Annotated in this window: 16 protein-coding genes; 8 read left to right on the top strand and 8 right to left on the bottom strand. The window is 53.7% G+C overall.

The genetic code is table 11. The features are described 5' to 3' along the window. Window positions 1-2: 2 nt before the first annotated feature. Window positions 3-2,111: an FUSC family protein gene (locus AAGR08_RS20805; RefSeq protein WP_345830672.1), complete on the bottom strand. Its 2,109-nt coding sequence runs from the start codon at window positions 2,109-2,111 to the stop codon at window positions 3-5. Between the two features lie 519 nt (window positions 2,112-2,630). On the opposite strand from AAGR08_RS20805, the gene AAGR08_RS20800 reads away from it, so the two are divergent. From AAGR08_RS20800 to AAGR08_RS20790, 3 genes are read left to right on the top strand one after another with little or no spacing between them, the layout of a single operon-like run. Continuing rightward, window positions 2,631-3,191, top strand: coding sequence for a YfiR family protein (locus AAGR08_RS20800; RefSeq protein ID WP_097097935.1), 561 nt, complete (start codon window positions 2,631-2,633; stop codon window positions 3,189-3,191). A 1-nt stretch (window position 3,192) separates the two neighbouring features. Continuing rightward, window positions 3,193-4,407 carry a diguanylate cyclase gene (locus AAGR08_RS20795; RefSeq protein WP_345830670.1) on the top strand — a complete coding sequence of 405 codons (1,215 nt, stop codon included), beginning with the start codon at window positions 3,193-3,195 and terminating at the stop codon, window positions 4,405-4,407. Then, complete coding sequence (locus AAGR08_RS20790) at window positions 4,404-4,877, top strand: OmpA family protein (protein ID WP_345830669.1); 474 nt, start codon at window positions 4,404-4,406, stop codon at window positions 4,875-4,877. Before AAGR08_RS20795 ends, AAGR08_RS20790 begins: the two co-directional genes overlap by 4 nt. Here AAGR08_RS20790 and uvsE read toward each other — a convergent pair. Next, window positions 4,864-5,838, bottom strand: a complete 975-nt coding sequence (uvsE, locus tag AAGR08_RS20785) for a UV DNA damage repair endonuclease UvsE (RefSeq protein ID WP_345830668.1) — start codon at window positions 5,836-5,838, stop codon at window positions 4,864-4,866. The genes AAGR08_RS20790 and uvsE overlap by 14 nt on opposite strands. A 165-nt stretch (window positions 5,839-6,003) precedes the next feature. Then, window positions 6,004-8,034 carry a choline transporter gene (locus AAGR08_RS20780; RefSeq protein ID WP_345830667.1) on the bottom strand — a complete coding sequence of 677 codons (2,031 nt, stop codon included), beginning with the start codon at window positions 8,032-8,034 and terminating at the stop codon, window positions 6,004-6,006. A 256-nt stretch (window positions 8,035-8,290) separates the two neighbouring features. On the opposite strand from AAGR08_RS20780, the gene betI reads away from it, so the two are divergent. The 4 genes from betI (at window position 8,291) to AAGR08_RS20760 (ending at window position 12,567) form a co-directional block, all read left to right on the top strand. Beyond that, complete coding sequence (betI, locus tag AAGR08_RS20775) at window positions 8,291-8,884, top strand: transcriptional regulator BetI (RefSeq protein WP_097097940.1); 594 nt, start codon at window positions 8,291-8,293, stop codon at window positions 8,882-8,884. Between the two features lie 13 nt (window positions 8,885-8,897). Further along, window positions 8,898-10,370 (top strand): betaine-aldehyde dehydrogenase, encoded by a 1,473-nt coding sequence (betB, locus tag AAGR08_RS20770; RefSeq protein ID WP_345830666.1) that lies wholly within the window; start codon window positions 8,898-8,900, stop codon window positions 10,368-10,370. Window positions 10,371-10,398: 28 nt separating this feature from the next. Continuing rightward, on the top strand, window positions 10,399-12,078 hold the full coding sequence (gene betA / locus AAGR08_RS20765; protein WP_097097942.1) for a choline dehydrogenase: 1,680 nt from the start codon (window positions 10,399-10,401) through the stop codon (window positions 12,076-12,078). A gap of 75 nt (window positions 12,079-12,153) precedes the next feature. After that, window positions 12,154-12,567, top strand: coding sequence for a hypothetical protein (locus AAGR08_RS20760; RefSeq protein ID WP_345830664.1), 414 nt, complete (start codon window positions 12,154-12,156; stop codon window positions 12,565-12,567). A gap of 102 nt (window positions 12,568-12,669) precedes the next feature. Here the strand turns inward: AAGR08_RS20760 and AAGR08_RS20755 are convergent, their stop codons facing one another. Together AAGR08_RS20755 and vapB are read right to left on the bottom strand one after the other, a co-directional pair. Then, the gene (locus tag AAGR08_RS20755; RefSeq protein ID WP_345830662.1) at window positions 12,670-13,086 is read right to left on the bottom strand and encodes a type II toxin-antitoxin system VapC family toxin; all 417 of its coding nucleotides are present in this window, start codon (window positions 13,084-13,086) and stop codon (window positions 12,670-12,672) included. Then, window positions 13,083-13,310, bottom strand: a complete 228-nt coding sequence (gene vapB, locus AAGR08_RS20750) for a type II toxin-antitoxin system VapB family antitoxin (RefSeq protein ID WP_345830660.1) — start codon at window positions 13,308-13,310, stop codon at window positions 13,083-13,085. Before vapB ends, AAGR08_RS20755 begins: the two co-directional genes overlap by 4 nt. A gap of 269 nt (window positions 13,311-13,579) precedes the next feature. On the opposite strand from vapB, the gene AAGR08_RS20745 reads away from it, so the two are divergent. Next, window positions 13,580-14,482 carry an alpha/beta hydrolase gene (locus AAGR08_RS20745; RefSeq protein WP_345830658.1) on the top strand — a complete coding sequence of 301 codons (903 nt, stop codon included), beginning with the start codon at window positions 13,580-13,582 and terminating at the stop codon, window positions 14,480-14,482. On the opposite strand, the gene AAGR08_RS20740 is transcribed toward AAGR08_RS20745, so the two are convergent. The 3 genes from AAGR08_RS20740 to AAGR08_RS20730 are packed head-to-tail and all read right to left on the bottom strand — an operon-like array spanning window position 14,479 to window position 17,927. Continuing rightward, window positions 14,479-15,186 (bottom strand): isochorismatase family cysteine hydrolase, encoded by a 708-nt coding sequence (locus AAGR08_RS20740; RefSeq protein ID WP_097097947.1) that lies wholly within the window; start codon window positions 15,184-15,186, stop codon window positions 14,479-14,481. The genes AAGR08_RS20745 and AAGR08_RS20740 overlap by 4 nt on opposite strands. Next, complete coding sequence (locus AAGR08_RS20735) at window positions 15,179-16,489, bottom strand: cytosine permease (protein WP_345830656.1); 1,311 nt, start codon at window positions 16,487-16,489, stop codon at window positions 15,179-15,181. Before AAGR08_RS20735 ends, AAGR08_RS20740 begins: the two co-directional genes overlap by 8 nt. Then, entirely contained in the window at window positions 16,482-17,927 is a 1,446-nt protein-coding gene (locus tag AAGR08_RS20730) for an amidase family protein (RefSeq protein WP_345830654.1), read from the bottom strand. The genes AAGR08_RS20735 and AAGR08_RS20730 overlap by 8 nt, the downstream gene beginning before the upstream one ends. Window positions 17,928-18,025 lie beyond the last annotated feature (98 nt).

The raw sequence follows: 18,025 nt of genomic DNA, 5'->3' as shown, positions 1-18,025 counted from the left end.
CATTAGCGTGCACCTGACTCTGTGTGAATAAAACGACGTCGCGCAATAATCTCCACCTGACGCGGCGTCGCCACCGGCCACGCTTGCTGCGGGAACAGATACAACCGAACGCTGAACAGATGGAACAAGGGTGTTAGCACCCTTTCATCGCTTTTTGCCAACTGCTCCAGTATCAACAGCAGCAAATCCAGTTCCTCTTGCAAGTCAGCGTGCGGCGGCGTCTGCAAGGATTTCAGCCTGCGTTTAAGAAACAGCGCCAGTTCATGAAACATCTGTCCGCTATCCAGCTGATATTGCTGCAGAAGCGCTTTGTGCCGCGCGTAGTAGTCAAAACTGTTTACGCCCAACCACACTTCTTTGAGCAACATTCCGGCTGAACGCATATCGGGATGCGGATCCAGACGCAAACGCGGCAGTACCACATTCACTTTATCCAACATCAGACTGATAAAGCGTTGGCGTCCCAGCAGCGACGAGCCATTACGTTCGGTCTCTTTAATAAAGCGTAACAGCTCGCGCAGGCCTTGCCGCACTGCGCGGCGTGCGGTCCAGGAAGGTCGTTTGTTGCGCATGATGGCTGTCACGATAACCGCAAACATCACGCCGGCCATCGAGGCAATCGCATTATTGATCAGCAACACCAAATCCGGTTTTAGATGGTGACCCAAACCAATGAAACCGGGAATTTGAATCGCGACGCTGAGGCCAATCATATTGGTCGAAGGTCGCGCAATCATCAGCGCAAGCATCATCAGGCCAGGTGCCAGGCAAATGATTAACGCTTCAAATGAGGTGGCTTGCGGTAACAGCAGCGCCACGTAAATCACGCTGATAACAATGGCTACGATGACGCCACGCACAAACAGCTTCATCGAGGTTAGCGGCGTATCCACACTGGCCAGCAATGAGCACAGGATGGCCGCCATTACCGGCGCCGACGCGCCATCGCGCCAACCCGAGGCCATCCATAACAGGCAGGAACCGAAGGTTGCGCAAAATGCGGTTAACGCGGAGAGCCGGATCAGCCCCTTATCAAAAAAGCGATGCGTGCGTTTGCCCCGAGCTAGCGTGGTGTCGCCTGACAAATCGCTGACCAAACCACTTACGCTTTGATACGCACCGGCAATACGCACAAAATCCGTTAGTCGTTCAAGTAATCCGGTCAACAGCAGCCAGGTTTCCGTGGGCATCTCCCCGTTTTGCCATGTGGCATTGAGTTCCTGCTGACAGCCACTCAGCGTCTGCTGAATGCCACTGGTTTCACCCACCGCTTCGCCATCATGTAGCCATTGCAAAAACAGTTGAAAAGTTAGCGCCACATTTTCCGGGAAAGTAATTTGCAGCGCAGATAACCGCTGTAAACGCAGCTCAATCGCCGTGAGCGTCGGGATTAAATAGGAAAGATGTTGGTATTGTACGCTGACCAGACGAATTAACCGGCGCGCGGCATCGCCTTCATAGACGCAGTGGGTAATCAGAACTTCGACCTGCTGCGGGTTGGTTGCCATGCGGATGAGGATATCGTCGCGCTCAGGCGATGTGTCGCTGGGAATACCGGAGAGCAGATCGCTGCATAATTTGCGCGCGTTGAGATACCACAGGCTAACGCTTTGCTCCAGCAGGCTGCGCATCGAGACCGGAAATAACAGCGCATGCACCAGGCTGCTGCAGACGATACCCAACGTGATCTCTTCTATACGCGAGATAACCGTGCTGGTGATAGAGAGCGGCGTGGTGACTTCCGGGAACCCCATGATTGCTGCACTGTAACCGGCCAGCATGAAAATATAACTTTTTGGTGTGCGGTCATGCAGCGACAGATACAAGCAAACGCTCACCCACAGCGAGACGCAGAAACAGAACAGCAATGGATGTTGCACGGTTGGCGGAAAAATAAAGAAGATAAATACGCCACCCAGCAAGGTGCCGAGTAATCGAAACACCGATTTGGAAATGGTTGAGGCGGAATAGAGCTGCGACGCAAGCAGGACCGTGGTCACTGTCCAGGCCGGCTTATCCAGATTCAATTCCAGTGCGAGATACAATGCCAGGAAGGCGGCCAGAGAGGTTTTTACAGCAAAAAAAACGGCGTTTTTTGAAAACCACTGCATCACACAAAGACCAGGAAGTACGAGTGCTGCGTATCCTGCCAGAATGTAAAAAAGCCTCACCTCGATAAATACGACAAAATGTTTCGCAATAAAAAAAGATGTTCTTAAACCGCATGCTTTGCGCGGATAACGTGTAAGGACTGCTAATGCAATCTGATTGCTGGAGCGCATTATTGCTGCCGTTTTGCACATTTCTCGCGCCTGAGACGATTTTTACGAGGATCTGTTATCAGACAAATAAATGTGTTCTGGATCACACTTTGTTGAAACATGCTCATTCCGGTGGGATTTCCATAAAATTATTTCGCGCAGAGAAAAGCGGTTTCCTGTGCCAGATCATCTCTTCATCAACCAAAGCGCCTCCCGCCTGGACGAGTAGCCACTCCGCTCGCTGCCATTGATTGTGGCGACCCAATCAGCGCGAGCGGCCAACCCCAGTACTCTTTTAAAACCGGCGATGGTACTATTTACCCGCTTAATCAGGCGCAGAACGATGCCGAGAATGACCAGGAACGCAGGATGTTATGTAAACAACACGCTTATTGGGAAGCCAACTGGCAATTATCCCTGATCCACGCCTGTAAAATTTTTATCTATGCCATCTTTCTGCTGCTGTTTATTTCACACTCTGCTTTTGCCGAAATTAAAGACGATAAAGCTAACCGGATCGTCAGCGGCATTATTAGCTTTACGCACTGGCCGGGTTTAACGCGCGCACCGCAACTTTGCGTATTTTCATCCGCGCAGCATCTCTCGCTGCCGCAAAATACCGCCTCCAATGCAGCGCTGTTTAAGGTGGTCTATTTGACCAGCCAGAGCGAGCTGGCGACGCAAGATTGCGATGCGGTCTATTTCGGCGAACAGACGCCACAACAACAGCTGGAAATTGCTAAGCAATTCAGCGGGAAACCGGTGCTTACCCTGGCTGAAAACAATACAGATTGTACGATTGGTGCCGCATTTTGTCTGATCTTCAATGCTGACCACACGCTATTTTCAGTCAATCTTGATTCACTGGCGCGGAGTGGCGTCAGGGTAAGCCCAGATGTGCTGTTGCTGTCCCGCAATGGAAGCAAATAAGATGAAACTCGATAAAATAAGAAATGACAAATCATCGATACGCAATAAGTTGCGCAAAATTAGCACCATCAATTCTGCCGTTATTTTATTGCTGTGCTGGCTGCTGCTCTCTTCAACGTCGTTACTGTTTATAAAAAACTACGAAAAGCGCAATCTGGAACTGATTGCTGCGACGCTGAGCACCACGCTCACCGCCGCTACGGTATTTGAAGACAGTTACGATGCGCATAATAAAATTGCGCGCCTGGGTGAAGAAGGAATGTTTGACTCGGCAAAACTGGTCACTGATGATCACACTGTATTGGTGGAGTGGCACGATCATCAGCAAGAGAACGGCTGGTATCCGCGTTTATTGCGTGAATGGATTTACGTCAAACCGCTTAGCGTCAACATTAACCACGCGGAAGCCACCGTCGGCACGCTTACGCTTGAGGGCACCGTTACCGGTGCGGCCGAATTTATCCGCTACTCGCTGATGATTTTAACCAGCGGCATGCTGTGCGTATTGATTATCTCTTTCCTGTTGAGTGAGTTTTTGCATCGCGGCATGCTCGCCTCATTGCGCAATATCACCAGCTCAATTCATTACGTGATTCGCTCCGGTGACTTTTCATTACATATTCCGGAAAGCCCAACCCGGGAATTTCAGCTTTTCTCCGACGACCTCAATTCGCTGCTGACGGAGATGCAAACGTTGCAGGCTTCGCTGCTACGTGACAATCAGTCGCTGGCGGCTAAAGCCCTGGAAGATCCGTTAACCGGCCTGGCTAACCGCGCCGCTTTTGTGGCCCGCCTGTCGCAATTGCTCGATCGGCAGTTCGCGAAAGAGCGTTTTGCCCTGCTGTTCCTCGATGGCGATCGCTTTAAGAGTATTAATGACAATTGGGGACATGCAGCCGGTGATGAGGTTCTGAAAACCGTCGGATCACGCCTTTCCGCTTTGGCTTATAAAAATGATTTAGTGGCACGACTTGGGGGCGATGAGTTCGCCATGTTAATCACCAGCCGGGTAAGTGAAGCACAGCTTCAATTGCTATTGCAGGATATTCATGAAGCGATTAGCCAAAAAATTGTGGTTGCGGAAGGCACTCAGATAACCACCTCGGTAACCATCGGCTATGCCTGGTCACAGCACGGCGATACGGTGGAATCGATTCTGGAACGCGCAGATATGAATATGTATAAAAATAAGGGAATAAGTAAGGTGCAGGTATGAAAAGAAAACTTTTCCTGATGATGGTGGTATGGGCGCTGGTTGGCTGCCAGTCAACGGGGCGCTTCAGCGATGCGCAAATAGCGGCGATGCGTCACGCTGGCTTCAGTGAAAATAACGAAGGCTGGGGGTTAGGCTTATCGGACAAAATTTTGTTCGGTGTGAACGAGTCGGAACTCACGCCAGCTAGTAAAAGTACCATCACCACGATGGCGAGAAATTTGGCGGCTAGCGGCATTAAGCACGTACGCGTTGATGGTCATACAGATAACTACGGCAAAGCGGATTATAACCAACAGCTCTCACTGAAACGCGCCAACGCCGTAGCGGCTCAGTGGGCGGTGGGCGCGGCAATCCCACGCGACAATATTGTCACGCGCGGCCTCGGCATGAGCGCGCCGGTCAACAGTAATAACAGCGCTCAGGGCCGGGCACAAAATCGCCGCGTAGCGATTGTGATTACCTCACCGTAATGCGCTGGCACTCGACTGCATAATGGTATAAACGGTCGCGTGCTAAATTCTTCATTTTGACTTCGCACATAATATCAAAGGCATTAAACGACAGCGCCCAATCATTTAACGTTTGATTGAAGTAGTAATCAGAGTGGGCGCGAAGTTTCGACTTTGATACGGCCAAATCCTGCTGATCGGGAAAACCACGATCGGGAATGATGCCTTCCTGAGCAATTGAATAATGCAGTACCGGCCGCACATCACGCCATGACGACTCAATCAGCTCAATACGCGCATCGTCAGCCTGAATATATTGATTCTCTTTCACCCAATGATGGTGGATATCCAGCACCACAGGACAAAGATGGCGCGCCTGTAATACATCATCCAGCGAGCAGGATATCTCGTCGTTTTCCACCGTGAGCATATTACGGGCTGCCGGACTCAGGCGCCTAAACGCGGCGCGAAATCCCTCAATCCCCTTTTTCCCGTTCATATGGATATTGATTTTGAAATCCTGAAACTGGCGGCCATAACCCATCAGCACGGCGCAGGTGGCGTGATATTCCACATCTTCAATCGCGCGATCCACTACGCCCTCATTATCTGATGCCAGCACGGTATATTGGCCGGGGTGAAATGACAGGCGAATATTATGGGCCCGCGCCAACTCACCGCAGCGCTGCAATAACGGCTCGAGATCCTTCAGCAATTCACCATAAAGCTGGGTAGCTTGCGGGACCGTGTACAGCGGTAACAGATCGCTGCCAATTCGCATCATGCGAAGCGCGTCTGGTTGCGCTGCCAGCTGGTTCAGCGTGAGATGGAGGTTTTGCAGATTATTCTGCGCAAGTTGGTTCAGCAGCGTGATGCGAGCATCATCGTCAAGGCTGAGAAAGCGCGTGCGCGTGGTGCTTTTGAAGGGAAACGGCTGGGTAGCCTGTTGATCCAGATACTTACAAGCAAAGCCTAATTTCATTTCATCCCCCATTTAATCAGCTTGAAAGCTTAGCTGTTATTCGGGAATCTGCGCGAGTGGGTCGCCATGAATGGCGACCCTACAGGCGTTACAGCGATGATGACTCAGTAGCAAATGGCGAACGAAAGTCGTTCAGTGCTTAGCTCATCGGCAGGTAACCACCCGTTACACGCTCGGGAAGGTCATGCTGCTGCCCGGCGCTTCACGATGAAGATGGATAAAGTTCAGGTGACGCTCATACTGATCGAGAATATCGATAATCACCTGCTCTTTGTTGTAGTCCATCAAATCGTTGCCCTGGCTGCCTTCCAGCAGGAAGGTTTCCAGGCGGTAATAGGTTGATTTACCGCTGCGCGCACGATAGGTAAAGCCCGGTACCGAGTACTGTTGTGGCCAAATCTGATAGACGAAATCCTGCTCTTCGCCCAGCAGCACGCGCAGGTCCAGATGGCCCAGCGGCTGCCCTTCCTCCGGTTCCGCCCGCTCCAGCGACACGCGTCCACCGCGCAGTTCCAACTCTTTCGCCACGTCCTGCATCGCTGGATACAACACCTCTTCCATCATTTTCTGCGTATAGCGCGTGCCCGGGTAGTTCATCAGGCGCGATAAACGCTTCTTCCAGCTCAGACGATCGTTGCTGGCCGGAATATACGGCGCAGTGTCGCGGCTGGCGCTGGCACGGCGATGATCTTCCACCTTCAGCGATTTATACAAACCGGCCATCACAAAGAAGATCACGAAACTGAACGGTAAGCCCATGATCACCGTGGCGTTCTGCAAGGCAGAAATGCCGTTGGTCATCAACATGCCCATGGTCAGCACACCAATCGCTATCGACCAGAATATACGCAGCCAGTTTGGTGCATCGCTGTTGATGTCTTTCAGCTTCGAGGTGAAGTTACCCAGCACCAGCGAGCCTGAATCGGCAGACGTGACATAGAACAGCATACCGGTGATGGTGGCAACGGAAGCACTGAACTTAAAGGCGGGATACTGCGCCAGCAGACTGTAGAAACCGCGTTCGGCATGCGCCATCACTTCCTGCGCAAAACCTGCATCGCCGTGAATGATTTCGTACAGCGCCGCGTTACCGAACACTGACAGCCACAGCAGCGTAAAGGTGAAGGGGATGATCAGCGTACCTAATACGAACTCACGAATGGTACGGCCGCGTGAAATACGCGCAAGGAACAGGCCAACAAATGGTGACCATGCAACCCACCATGCCCAGAAGAACAGCGTCCAGCTATTCATCCACTCTCTTGGCTGGTCAAAGGCAAAGGTGTTGAGCGTCATGCCCATAAAGCGATTGACGTAATCCCCCACGTTCAGCACCAGCGCATTAAGCAGGAAGTCCGTTTTGCCCATAAACAACACGAACAGGATCAATCCCAGCGCCAGCGCGACGTTGAGTTCCGAAAGAATACGGATCCCTTTATCTACGCCGGAGGTGACTGAAATGGTCGCGATAATCACCGACAGCACAATCAACGCCGCCTGCGCGGTGAAACCTTCCGGCACATCAAACAGTACATTAAGACCGTAGTTAAGCTGCACCACACCAATACCCAAGGTGGTGGCGATACCAAAGATGGTGCCGATTACCGCGGCGATATCTACCGTGTGACCAATCGGACCATTAATGCGCTTACCGAATATCGGATAGAGCGCGGAACGAATGGTGAGCGGCAGATTGTAGCGATAGCTAAAGTAGCCGAGTGCGATCCCCATTAACGCGTACATAGACCAGCCGGTCACGCCATAGTGAAACAGTGTCCACACCATTGCCTGACGCGCCGCTTCCAGGGTCTGCCCTGCACCTTCCGGCGGCTGCATATATTGGGTAACCGGTTCGGCTACCGAGAAGAACATCAGGTCTATACCAATGCCGGCCGCGAACAGCATTGCCGACCAGCTTAGTAAGCTGAATTCGGGTTTGGATTGCTCAGGCCCGAGCTTGATCGCGCCGTAGCGGGAACACGCCATGTAAATGACGAACACGATGTACAGCGTGGCAGCGAGCATGTAGTACCAGCCAAACGTGGAGGTGACCCAATTGACGGCGGTCTGAATCCAGCTGGCCGCTAATTCGCTGTAAAAAATCGTGACAAGTGAAAACGTCAGAATCAGTCCGGCGGAGGTGTAAAACACCACAGGATTGATTCTGTCTTTTTCACTGGCAGGTGGATTAATCATCGATTACCTCTGGTTAATTTCCTGTAATTCATGCCAATAAAGCCCGATTTGGTCGCAATGAATGGCGATCCTAAGCGGGAAAATGCGGTTTTCGTAGGGTGTGCATTAATGCGCACCTGCTAAGTTCCTTTCAACTAACCGCTCCGTTTCTGTAACAAATCAAGCACAGCATCCTAACAAATTTCTTTTTTATATTGAACGTGCAATCAAAAAAAGTTTTAATAGTGTCCTTACATTGCGGTGGAGCTGGAGCGTTATGCCAAAGGTGGGAATGCAGCCGATACGTCGTCGGCAACTGATTGATGCGACCCTGAGTACCATTAATGAAGTCGGGATCAACGACGCCACCATCGTGCAAATAGCACGACGTGCCGGCGTATCGACAGGCATCATCAGCCACTACTTCAAAGACAAGAACGGTCTGTTAGAAGCCACCATGCGCGACGTTACCCGTCAGTTGCGCGATGCCGTGGCGGCACGATTGAAGCCGCTGGCCGACGCCAGTACCGAAGCGCGCCTGCTAGCGATTGTGGAAGGCAATTTTGATGATTCGCAGGTGCACAGCGCCGCGATGAAAGCCTGGCTGGATTTTTGGGCCAGCAGCATGCATCAGCCACAGCTAGGGCGACTGGAGCGCGTTAGCAGCCGTCGACTGTTTTCCACACTCGCGGCTGAATTTCGCCGCGTGATTCCGCGCGAAAAGGCTCGCCTGGCGGCACATGGTCTCGCCTCGCTGATCGATGGCCTCTGGTTGCGCGCCGCGCTAAGCGGTAAACCGTTCGATTTGGATATCGCCAGAACGCTCACCACCCAATTCATTCGTCAGCAGCTGGCTGACCAGAATCACTGAGGAAGGAGAAATCATGTCCCGATTCACCGAGCAACACCTTTATATTGATGGCGCACGAGTTCCCGCTGCGGCAGGCAACACCTTTCAGACCATCAACCCGGCCAACGGCGAAGTACTCGCTGAAGTGCACGAGGCCGAGCGCGCGGATGTTGATCGCGCTGTCGCCGCGGCAAAAAAAGGCCAAAAAGTCTGGGCGGCGATGACCGCAATGGAACGCTCGCGCATTTTGCGTCGTGCGGTGGATATTCTGCGTGAACGCAATGATGAACTGGCCGCGCTGGAAACCCTCGACACCGGCAAGCCGCTCAGCGAAACCCAATATGTTGATATCGTCACCGGCGCCGACGTTCTGGAATACTACGCCGGGTTGATTCCCGCGCTTGAAGGCCAGCAAATCCCGCTGCGCGATACTTCTTTCGTCTATACCCGCCGTGAACCGCTGGGCGTGGTTGCCGGTATTGGCGCGTGGAACTACCCGATTCAGATTGCCTTGTGGAAATCGGCGCCAGCGCTGGCTGCCGGTAACGCGATGATCTTCAAACCAAGTGAAGTCACGCCGCTGACCGCGCTGAAACTGGCAGAAATCTACACCGAAGCCGGCGTGCCAGATGGTGTGTTTAACGTGGTGAACGGTCGCGGCTCCGTCACCGGGCAACTGCTGACCGATCATCCGGGCATCGATAAAGTCTCCTTCACCGGCGGCGTGGCGAGCGGTAAGAAAGTGATGGCTAACGCGGCTGGTTCGACGCTGAAAGACGTCACCATGGAGCTGGGCGGTAAATCACCGCTGATCATCTTCGATGATGCGGATCTCGATCTCGCTGCCGATATCGCCATGATGGCGAACTTCTACAGCTCCGGCCAGGTTTGCACCAACGGCACGCGCGTGTTCATCCCTGCCAAATTGCTGTCTGCGTTTGAAACAAAAATCACCGAGCGCGTGGCGCGCATTAAAGCGGGAGACCTGAACGATCCGGGCACTAATTTTGGTCCACTGGTGAGCTTCCCCCATCGCGACAACGTCATGCGCTATATCGAATCAGGTATTAGCGAAGGCGCGCGTCTGCTGTGCGGCGGTAAACGCCTGAGCGGCGCGGGCTTCGATAACGGCGCATGGGTGGAGCCGACCGTGTTCACCGATTGCCGCGATGAGATGACCATCGTGCGCGAAGAGATTTTTGGCCCGGTGATGTCAATTCTGACTTACGAAAGCGAAGACGAAGTGGTACGTCGCGCCAACGCGACCGATTTTGGTCTGGCGGCCGGTGTGGTGACGCAAGATCTTAACCGCGCGCACCGCGTAATTCACCAGATTGAAGCGGGCATTTGCTGGATTAACACCTGGGGAGAATCCGCCGCTGAAATGCCGGTGGGTGGCTATAAGCACTCCGGCGTGGGCCGCGAAAACGGCCTGATGACGCTGCAGAATTACACCCAGGTGAAATCTGTTCAGCTCGAAATGACCCGTTTTCAGTCCGTATTTTAATTTTGGCTTTTAACCTGAGGAACGACTAATGGAATTTGATTACATCATTATCGGAGCCGGATCCGCAGGGAACGTTTTGGCAACAAGACTGACCGAAGATAGCAGCGTCAATGTGCTGCTTTTAGAGGCGGGTGGCCCAGACTACCGCTTCGATTTTCGCACGCAGATGCCTGCGGCGCTGGCTTTCCCTTTGCAGGGAAAACGCTACAACTGGGCATATGAAACGGAACCTGAGCCATACATGAACAACCGCCGAATGGAGTGCGGGCGCGGCAAGGGTTTAGGCGGTTCATCGTTGATCAACGGCATGTGTTACATCCGTGGTAACGCCATGGACCTGGACAACTGGGCGAAGGAACCTGGCCTCGAGAGCTGGAGCTATCTCAACTGTCTGCCCTACTATCGCAAATCCGAAACGCGCGATATCGGTGCCAACGATTATCATGGCGGCGAAGGCCCGGTGAGCATTACCACCTGTAAACCCGGTAACAATCCTCTGTTTGCAGCGATGATTGAAGCGGGCGTTCAGGCAGGTTATCCGCGCACTGACGATCTCAACGGCTATCAGCAGGAAGGCTTTGGTCCAATGGACCGCTTTGTCACGCCGAAAGGCCGCCGTTCCAGCACCGCGCGCGGCTATCTCGATACCGCGAAAACGCGTCCGAACCTGAAGATCATCACGCATGCCACCACCGATCGCATTCTGTTTGACGGTAAACGTGCCATTGGCGTGCAGTATCTGCTGGGTTCCAGCAACACCTCGCATAAAGTCGAGGCGCGTCGTGAAGTGCTGCTTTGCGCCGGTGCCATTGCTTCGCCGCAGATTCTGCAGCGTTCTGGCGTCGGTTCGGCAGCGTTGCTAAAACAGTTTGATATTCCGTTGGTGCATGATTTGCCAGGCGTGGGCGAGAACCTGCAGGATCACCTCGAAATGTACCTGCAATATGAGTGCAAAGAGCCGGTTTCGCTTTATCCGGCACTGAAGTGGTGGAACCAGCCGAAAATCGGCGCGGAGTGGCTGTTTAACGGCACCGGCGTTGGCGCCAGTAATCATTTCGAAGGCGGCGGCTTTATCCGCAGCCGTGAAGAGTTTACCTGGCCGAATATTCAGTATCACTTCCTGCCAGTAGCGATTAACTACAACGGCTCGAATGCGGTGGAAGCGCACGGATTCCAGTGCCACGTTGGCTCCATGCGCTCACCAAGTCGCGGCCATGTACGCCTGAAATCACGCGATCCACGTCGCGATCCGGCGATTCTGTTCAACTACATGTCACATGAGCAGGATTGGCATGAGTTCCGCGATGCCATTCGCATCACGCGTCAAATCATTAATCAACCGGCGCTGGATAAGTATCGTGGCAAAGAGATCAGCCCAGGGCTGGATTGCCAGACCGATGAACAGCTGGATGAGTTTGTGCGTAACCACGGCGAAACCGCTTATCACCCGTGCGGCACCTGTAAGATGGGTAACGACGAAATGTCGGTGGTTGATGGCGAAGGTCGCGTGCACGGCATTGAAGCACTGCGCGTTGTCGATGCCTCGATTATGCCGTTAATCATCACCGGCAATCTCAACGCCACCACCATCATGATTGGTGAAAAAATCGCGGATAACATTCGTGGTCGCCAGCCGCTGCCGCGCAGCGAAGCGGATTACTTTGTCGCCGGCGATAAACCAGTACGCGCTGAACCGATGCGCGGATAACTACGCCATTCGCAGGGTAACGTTCTGTTACCCTGCCCTTTTGCTCCATATATCGATGATAAGCTGCCATGGCTGGTGGCGCAGGATCGCCAGGTCGCCAAACCTATCACTTCGCAATACCACTATTACGGTTCGGATAGATATGAAGTTGACGCTAATGAAGCGCTGCAGCTGTTGGCCGGACATCCCGCTGTTTTCTGGCAAGATGCGCCGGATGTCCGCATCGATATTGAGTCAGGACAAATCCAGCTCTCGATCACCGAAAAGCACGACCAACTTTGTCTTAGGCTCAGCCCGAGTTTCGATAGCCGCGATCAGGTCGTCATGGTCAATGAAACGCCGACCCGATTAGTCGCCTATGCGGTGAACGAAGCACACAGAAAAATTGCCGCGGTACTCGGTGAAAAGCTGCGAATTCCCGCAACCATAACCGTAAACGTCAGCTGGCAGCGGACTTACTGGCAGGCAGTGATAGTGCGGGGAAAATGAATACCGAAACATTGTTGTCGGTGTTGCGTGGAGATTAAACACGCCATAACACAAACATTCATCTGGCTGCATTTATTTCAGTGCAGTCATTAATATTCGTTATTACTGAGACCAATCTTGTAGATCGAGGCCTGCAACACGAATGAATTCTCGCGTATTATTGGTGACTAAAATAGTATTTGTCGCAATCGCATGCCCAGCAATTGCCGCATCATTAGGTCCTATCGGCGTACCGGTAGCAGCAAGCGCCATTTTCACTTGAGTGGTGGCATCAACTGCCGCACGGTCCCATGGCAAAACAGCATCAAGTCGAGTCACAAACGCTTCAACTAACGAGAGGTGTTTCGGAGAGGCTTTTTTGCCAATCGCGCCAAAGCGCATTTCGGCATAAGTGATAGCCGATACCACAATACGATCGCGTCGCATAACACATTGCGTTAACTTCTCAATCACCGCTTCCGGCTGCTCACGCACGATAAATGCGCATATATTGGTATCTAGCATATAGGTTTTCATCAAAGTTCAAACCGCCCTTCCTGAATCACGTCCTCCCTCTCACTCAAGAAGTCAGGCTCTGCCTTTTCTTCCAACAAGTAAGAATCCCAACTCGGTTTGACCGGACGCAGGATTAGCATGTCCCCTTCACGAATAATTTCGAGTTCGTTGACACCTTCAAAGTCCATGTCGCGCGGCAAACGGATAGCGCGATTGTTGCCATTTTTGAATACAGATACAGTACGCATGAGTTTCCTCCACAATGCACATATGTGAAGCATACGCATATGCTTGACCTATGCCTATATTCTGTTGATTGATTTTCACACTCCCGCATCAACATAAAGTCCCTGAATAAAGACCACAGCAATATCGCTAAAGCCCGGATCAAAAAACCACATCAAAGTATGTTGTAACTATAAACGTTAAATTCCCTCGTCGCATTTGGTAATACAAAGCCGCGCCCTCCTGCTGATTTTTCTGCTTCAATAAATCACCCATTTCATGAGGATCTACCATGAATCGCCGCCATTTTTTATCCTGCCTTTCGCTTTCGGCGCTGGCCATACGCAGCGGGATGACGTTTGCTGCAGCCACGCATGTCACAACGACAATTTTACCACTTTGGCCTGATTTGCCGCCCGGCGGCGGCGGCCCTGCTGGCAAGGTGGTGATCTCAGACAAAGGCGCGCAGCGCAATATTGCACAGCCCACGCTTACGGTATTAACCCCTGCTAAGCCCAATGGCAGCGCGGTATTAGTTGCCGCCGGCGGTGGCTACACGCGCATAGAAATGGCTAAAGAGGCCTGGCCCGCCGCCCGATGGCTGACCGCGCGCGGTTATACCGCCTATGTGCTGAGCTATCGTTTGCCTCATGAAGGCTGGAAAGATGGCGCGACAGTTTCATTGCAGGATGCACAGCGCGCGTTGCGCATAGTACGGCAGCGTGAAAAGCATGTCAGCGTGCTGGGATTCTCGGCCGGTGGGCACCTGCTCGGCATGGCAGCGACACGACCGGACTTCCGTTCTTATAAGGTCACGGATGCGCTGGATAATCAGCCCCCGACCGCCGACCGCGCGGCGCTCATCTATCCGATCATCACGCTGGAGCAGCCCTATACACACACTTCAACGCACAAGATTCTGGTTGGCAACAATGCGCCCGCAAGCGAAGATGCACGTTGGTCCGTGCAGCAATTTGTGAATCCGCACTCGCCGCCCTTCTTTCTGGTGCAGGCTGAGGATGATCCGATCTCTGATCCACACAACACGCTGATCATGGCCGATGCTTGTCAGCAGCAGCATGTTCCGGTTGAGATGCATCGTTACAGCAGTGGCGGACATGGCTTTGGCATGGGCAGGCCCGGCACACCCACCGTGGCGTGGCCGGAGCACTATGAAAATTGGTTGCAACGTTAACGCATCGTGGCCAGCTGCTCGCTGGCAAATCCCGCCAGCAAAGTCTGCGAAGTGGCCACCGCACCAAAAATCCCGCCCTGCATATGGATCATACTGAGCGCCGCTTCATGATGTTTTAACTCAGTAGCGGCGCAGCAATCGGCCAGCACCAGGCACTCAAAACCGCGATCGTTAGCTTCGCGCAGTGTGGTATGCACGCAAACATCGGTGGTGATACCGCTGATAATCAGATTACGAATACCGCGACTGCGTAAGATCAACTCCAAATCGGTGGCGTAAAATGAGCCTTTGCCCGGTTTATCGATGATGATTTCACCCGGCAGCGGCGCCAGTTCCGGAATGATTTCCCAGCCCGGTTCACCGCGCACCAGAATGCGGCCGCACGGACCAGGCGCGCCAATTTCTGCCTGCATCCGCTTAGAACGCCAACGCTTATTCGCGGGCAAATCGCTGAGATCAGGGCGATGACCTTCGCGGGTATGAATGATCGGGAATCCCCATTCACGCATCGTTGCCAGCACGCGTTGCAGTGGCGCAATGGGCGCACGCGTTAAGGCGATATCGTAACCCATGCTATCCACATAACCGCCCTTGCCGCAGAAATCAGTCTGCATATCAATGACGATCAGCGCGGTATCGCGCGGGCTGCAGCGGCCGTCATACGGCCATGAGTAAGGGGTTGAATCAATAGCGAAATCAGGCATTTTTTTCCTCCATCACATTGATTGCGTTCTCACGCTTAAATTTAACAATCAGCGTATAGCTAGCGGCGGCAGTAACCAGACCAATCACCGCTTCACCAAATTGTGGAAATGCAACATGTGCAATCACCGCACACAAGCTGCCTATTGCCCAGGCCGCGAAGGCGCTGCCTCGTAAACGACGTGATTTACGCTGCTCGCTGACTTTTGCCATGAAGATCAGGTCGACAATCATCACCGCGCCAAATGGCGGCACCACAATACCTAACAAGCTGAGCCACTCGAGGAAATAAGACCACACCCCAGCAAGCGCAAGCGCCCCGCCGATGACGCCAAGGATCACCGTCCACAAGCGCATTTTGCTGCTGAAAAGGTGGCTAAAGCCGACCGCACCGTTATAAAGGCAATGCGTGCACACGGAACCAAGGTTGATGAATACGAAAAGGAAGGCAATGACCGAGAGCAACATGCCATGCCCCATCAGCATCGGCAGGAAGTTACCGCCGTTGCTCGCCGGGTCCACCGCCGCACCAACGGCTACAATCACCACACCAAACAGATAAGAGATAACATTCGCTAGCGGAAAAGCAGAGAACGCAGCAATCACCGCCGATTTCCCATCTTTCGACCAGCGAGTGAAATCAGCGGTCATGGTGCCTGAATCGGCAAAACCGGCCACCACCATAGTAACTGCCGTACCCATGCTCATCGCGCCGACCGCACTGGCACTCCCCTTAAACTGGGTAACGGTGCTGAAATCGTGATCCTGACCAATCAGCCATAGTGCCACCACTCCCAGAATCACAAACAGCGGAGCGGCAATCAGACCCAGCACCGACAACGCCCGCACGCCCAGGAAAGTAATGGCGGTGTACAACACCATCGCAAACGCCGTTACTGCCAGCGCGTTCCAGCCAAAAGTTTGATGGATCACCGTACCGGTTAGGCCGGTCTGAAAGGCATACCAGCCAATAACCACGGTAGAAAGAAAACCTGACACCAGAATGTAGCCTTTGGTGCCGAAGGTGCGCTTCGCCTGCAGCGCAAAGTTCATACCGGTGTTACCCGCAAACCAGCTTAGCGCCCCGACGTAAGCAAACAGCACCAGATTACCCAGCAAAATCGCTATCAATGCCGGCCAAAAACCGAGATGCCAGGTGATGATGCCGCCGAATAGCGCATTGGTGAGGATCATCGGAAAACCGAACCACACCGCAGAGACCGAGCCGGTTGAATGGCGATGGCTAAGCGGCACCGGCTCGTGTTCGAACTCCTGCTCAAGAGCAGGTGAATTTTTGTTAGTCATGGGTAACTCCGAATGAACAGGCGATGTGATTCCAGGGTTGAATGCGCTCGAATGCGGCACTTGCCGCCAGCACCAGGCCATCGTCCAGATGACGACCCACAATTTGCATGCCAATCGGCAATCCGCTGGCGGTGAAGCCCGCCGGCACAGACGCCGCCGGTTGGCCGGTAAAGTTGAAGGGGAAACAGAACGACAGCCAGTGATCGCTACGCACCATGCGGCCATCAATCACCTCCGGCCCCTGCATGTTGAGCGGGAACGGTGGTACCGCCAGCGTCGGCGAAAGCAGCAGATCGTAGCGCTGCATAAAGCGCCACATCTGATTGCACAGTTTTTTACGCGTGGTGTTGGCATCGGTGAAGTTTTCCGCACGCCAGTCGCGCTGAAGCATGGCTGCAAGGTGCGGCGACATCCGCGATCCGAGCGCTGTTTGCATCTGACGCATGCCCGCCAAATCGCTTTCAAATGCCACCAGCGCAGCAAAGGTGGCACTTTCGTCGGCGATACCCGGATCGACCTCTTCCAGTTCAGCGCCCAGTTCACGGGCAAAACGTCGCGCCGCCTGAGTGACAACGTCACGCACTTCGGGATCGACGGTGATATAGCCAAAATCAGCGCTAAAGGCGATACGCAGGCCGTCCAGCGGTTTATTCAGCGCCGTCAGCCAGTCGACGTCATTACAGGGAATGGAGTGGCGATCGCGCATATCCGGTCCCGCCATCACCGACATCATGAGCGCGCTGTCACGCACGGTACGCGTCATTGGCCCAATATGCTCCAGCGATTCCCAGCTGGAGACGCCGGGATAACGCTCATCACGACAGCCTGGCCACAGCGGTACGCGCCCCATCGACGCTTTCAGCCCGTACACGCCACAGTGCGCAGCGGGAATGCGCACCGAACCGCCGCCGTCGCTGCCTAACGCCATGGGACATAAGCGCGCTGCCAGCGCCGCTCCGGAACCGGCACTTGAACCGCCCGGCGTTTTACTGAGATCCCACGGATTGCGTGGTGAAGGAAACAGCGGATTGTGCCCAACCCCGCTGTAGCCGAATTCTGGCGCCGTGGTTTTACCCAGCAGCACCGCATCAGCGGCCAGCAGGCGTTCCACGGTGATGTCATCCTCTTGCGGAACAAAGTCGGCATAGGCCGCAGATCCGGAAGTGGTTTTTACCCCAGCGGTACAGATCAGATCTTTCACCGCCAGCGGCACGCCAGCCAGCGCACCCAACGTTTCGCCGCGCCTGCGCCTGGCGTCAATCGCCGTCGCCTGCTGCAGCGCCAACTCTGGCGTTGCGGTGCAAAACGCCTTAATGAGTGGCTCGCGCTGTTCCATGCGATCAATAGCTGCTTGCGTCAGCTCACGCGCCGAAAGCTCGCCGCGATGAACTAATGCCGCGAGCGTGGTGGCATCCTCATCCAACAGTGCATCAAACATGTGAATACTCCCGATGTAGAACTTATCGGGGATAGTGCAGATTACGTGCCAATACTTTCCAGAAAGCGCGAGGCGTGAAGCAAAGCCAGATGGGATAC

This window comes from Pantoea sp. BRR-3P (assembly GCF_039621635.1).
Classification (GTDB): Bacteria; Pseudomonadota; Gammaproteobacteria; order Enterobacterales; family Enterobacteriaceae; genus Pantoea; species Pantoea floridensis.
The sequence above is the reverse complement of the archived record's forward strand: the minus strand, read 5'-3'. Positions and strand labels throughout refer to the sequence as shown.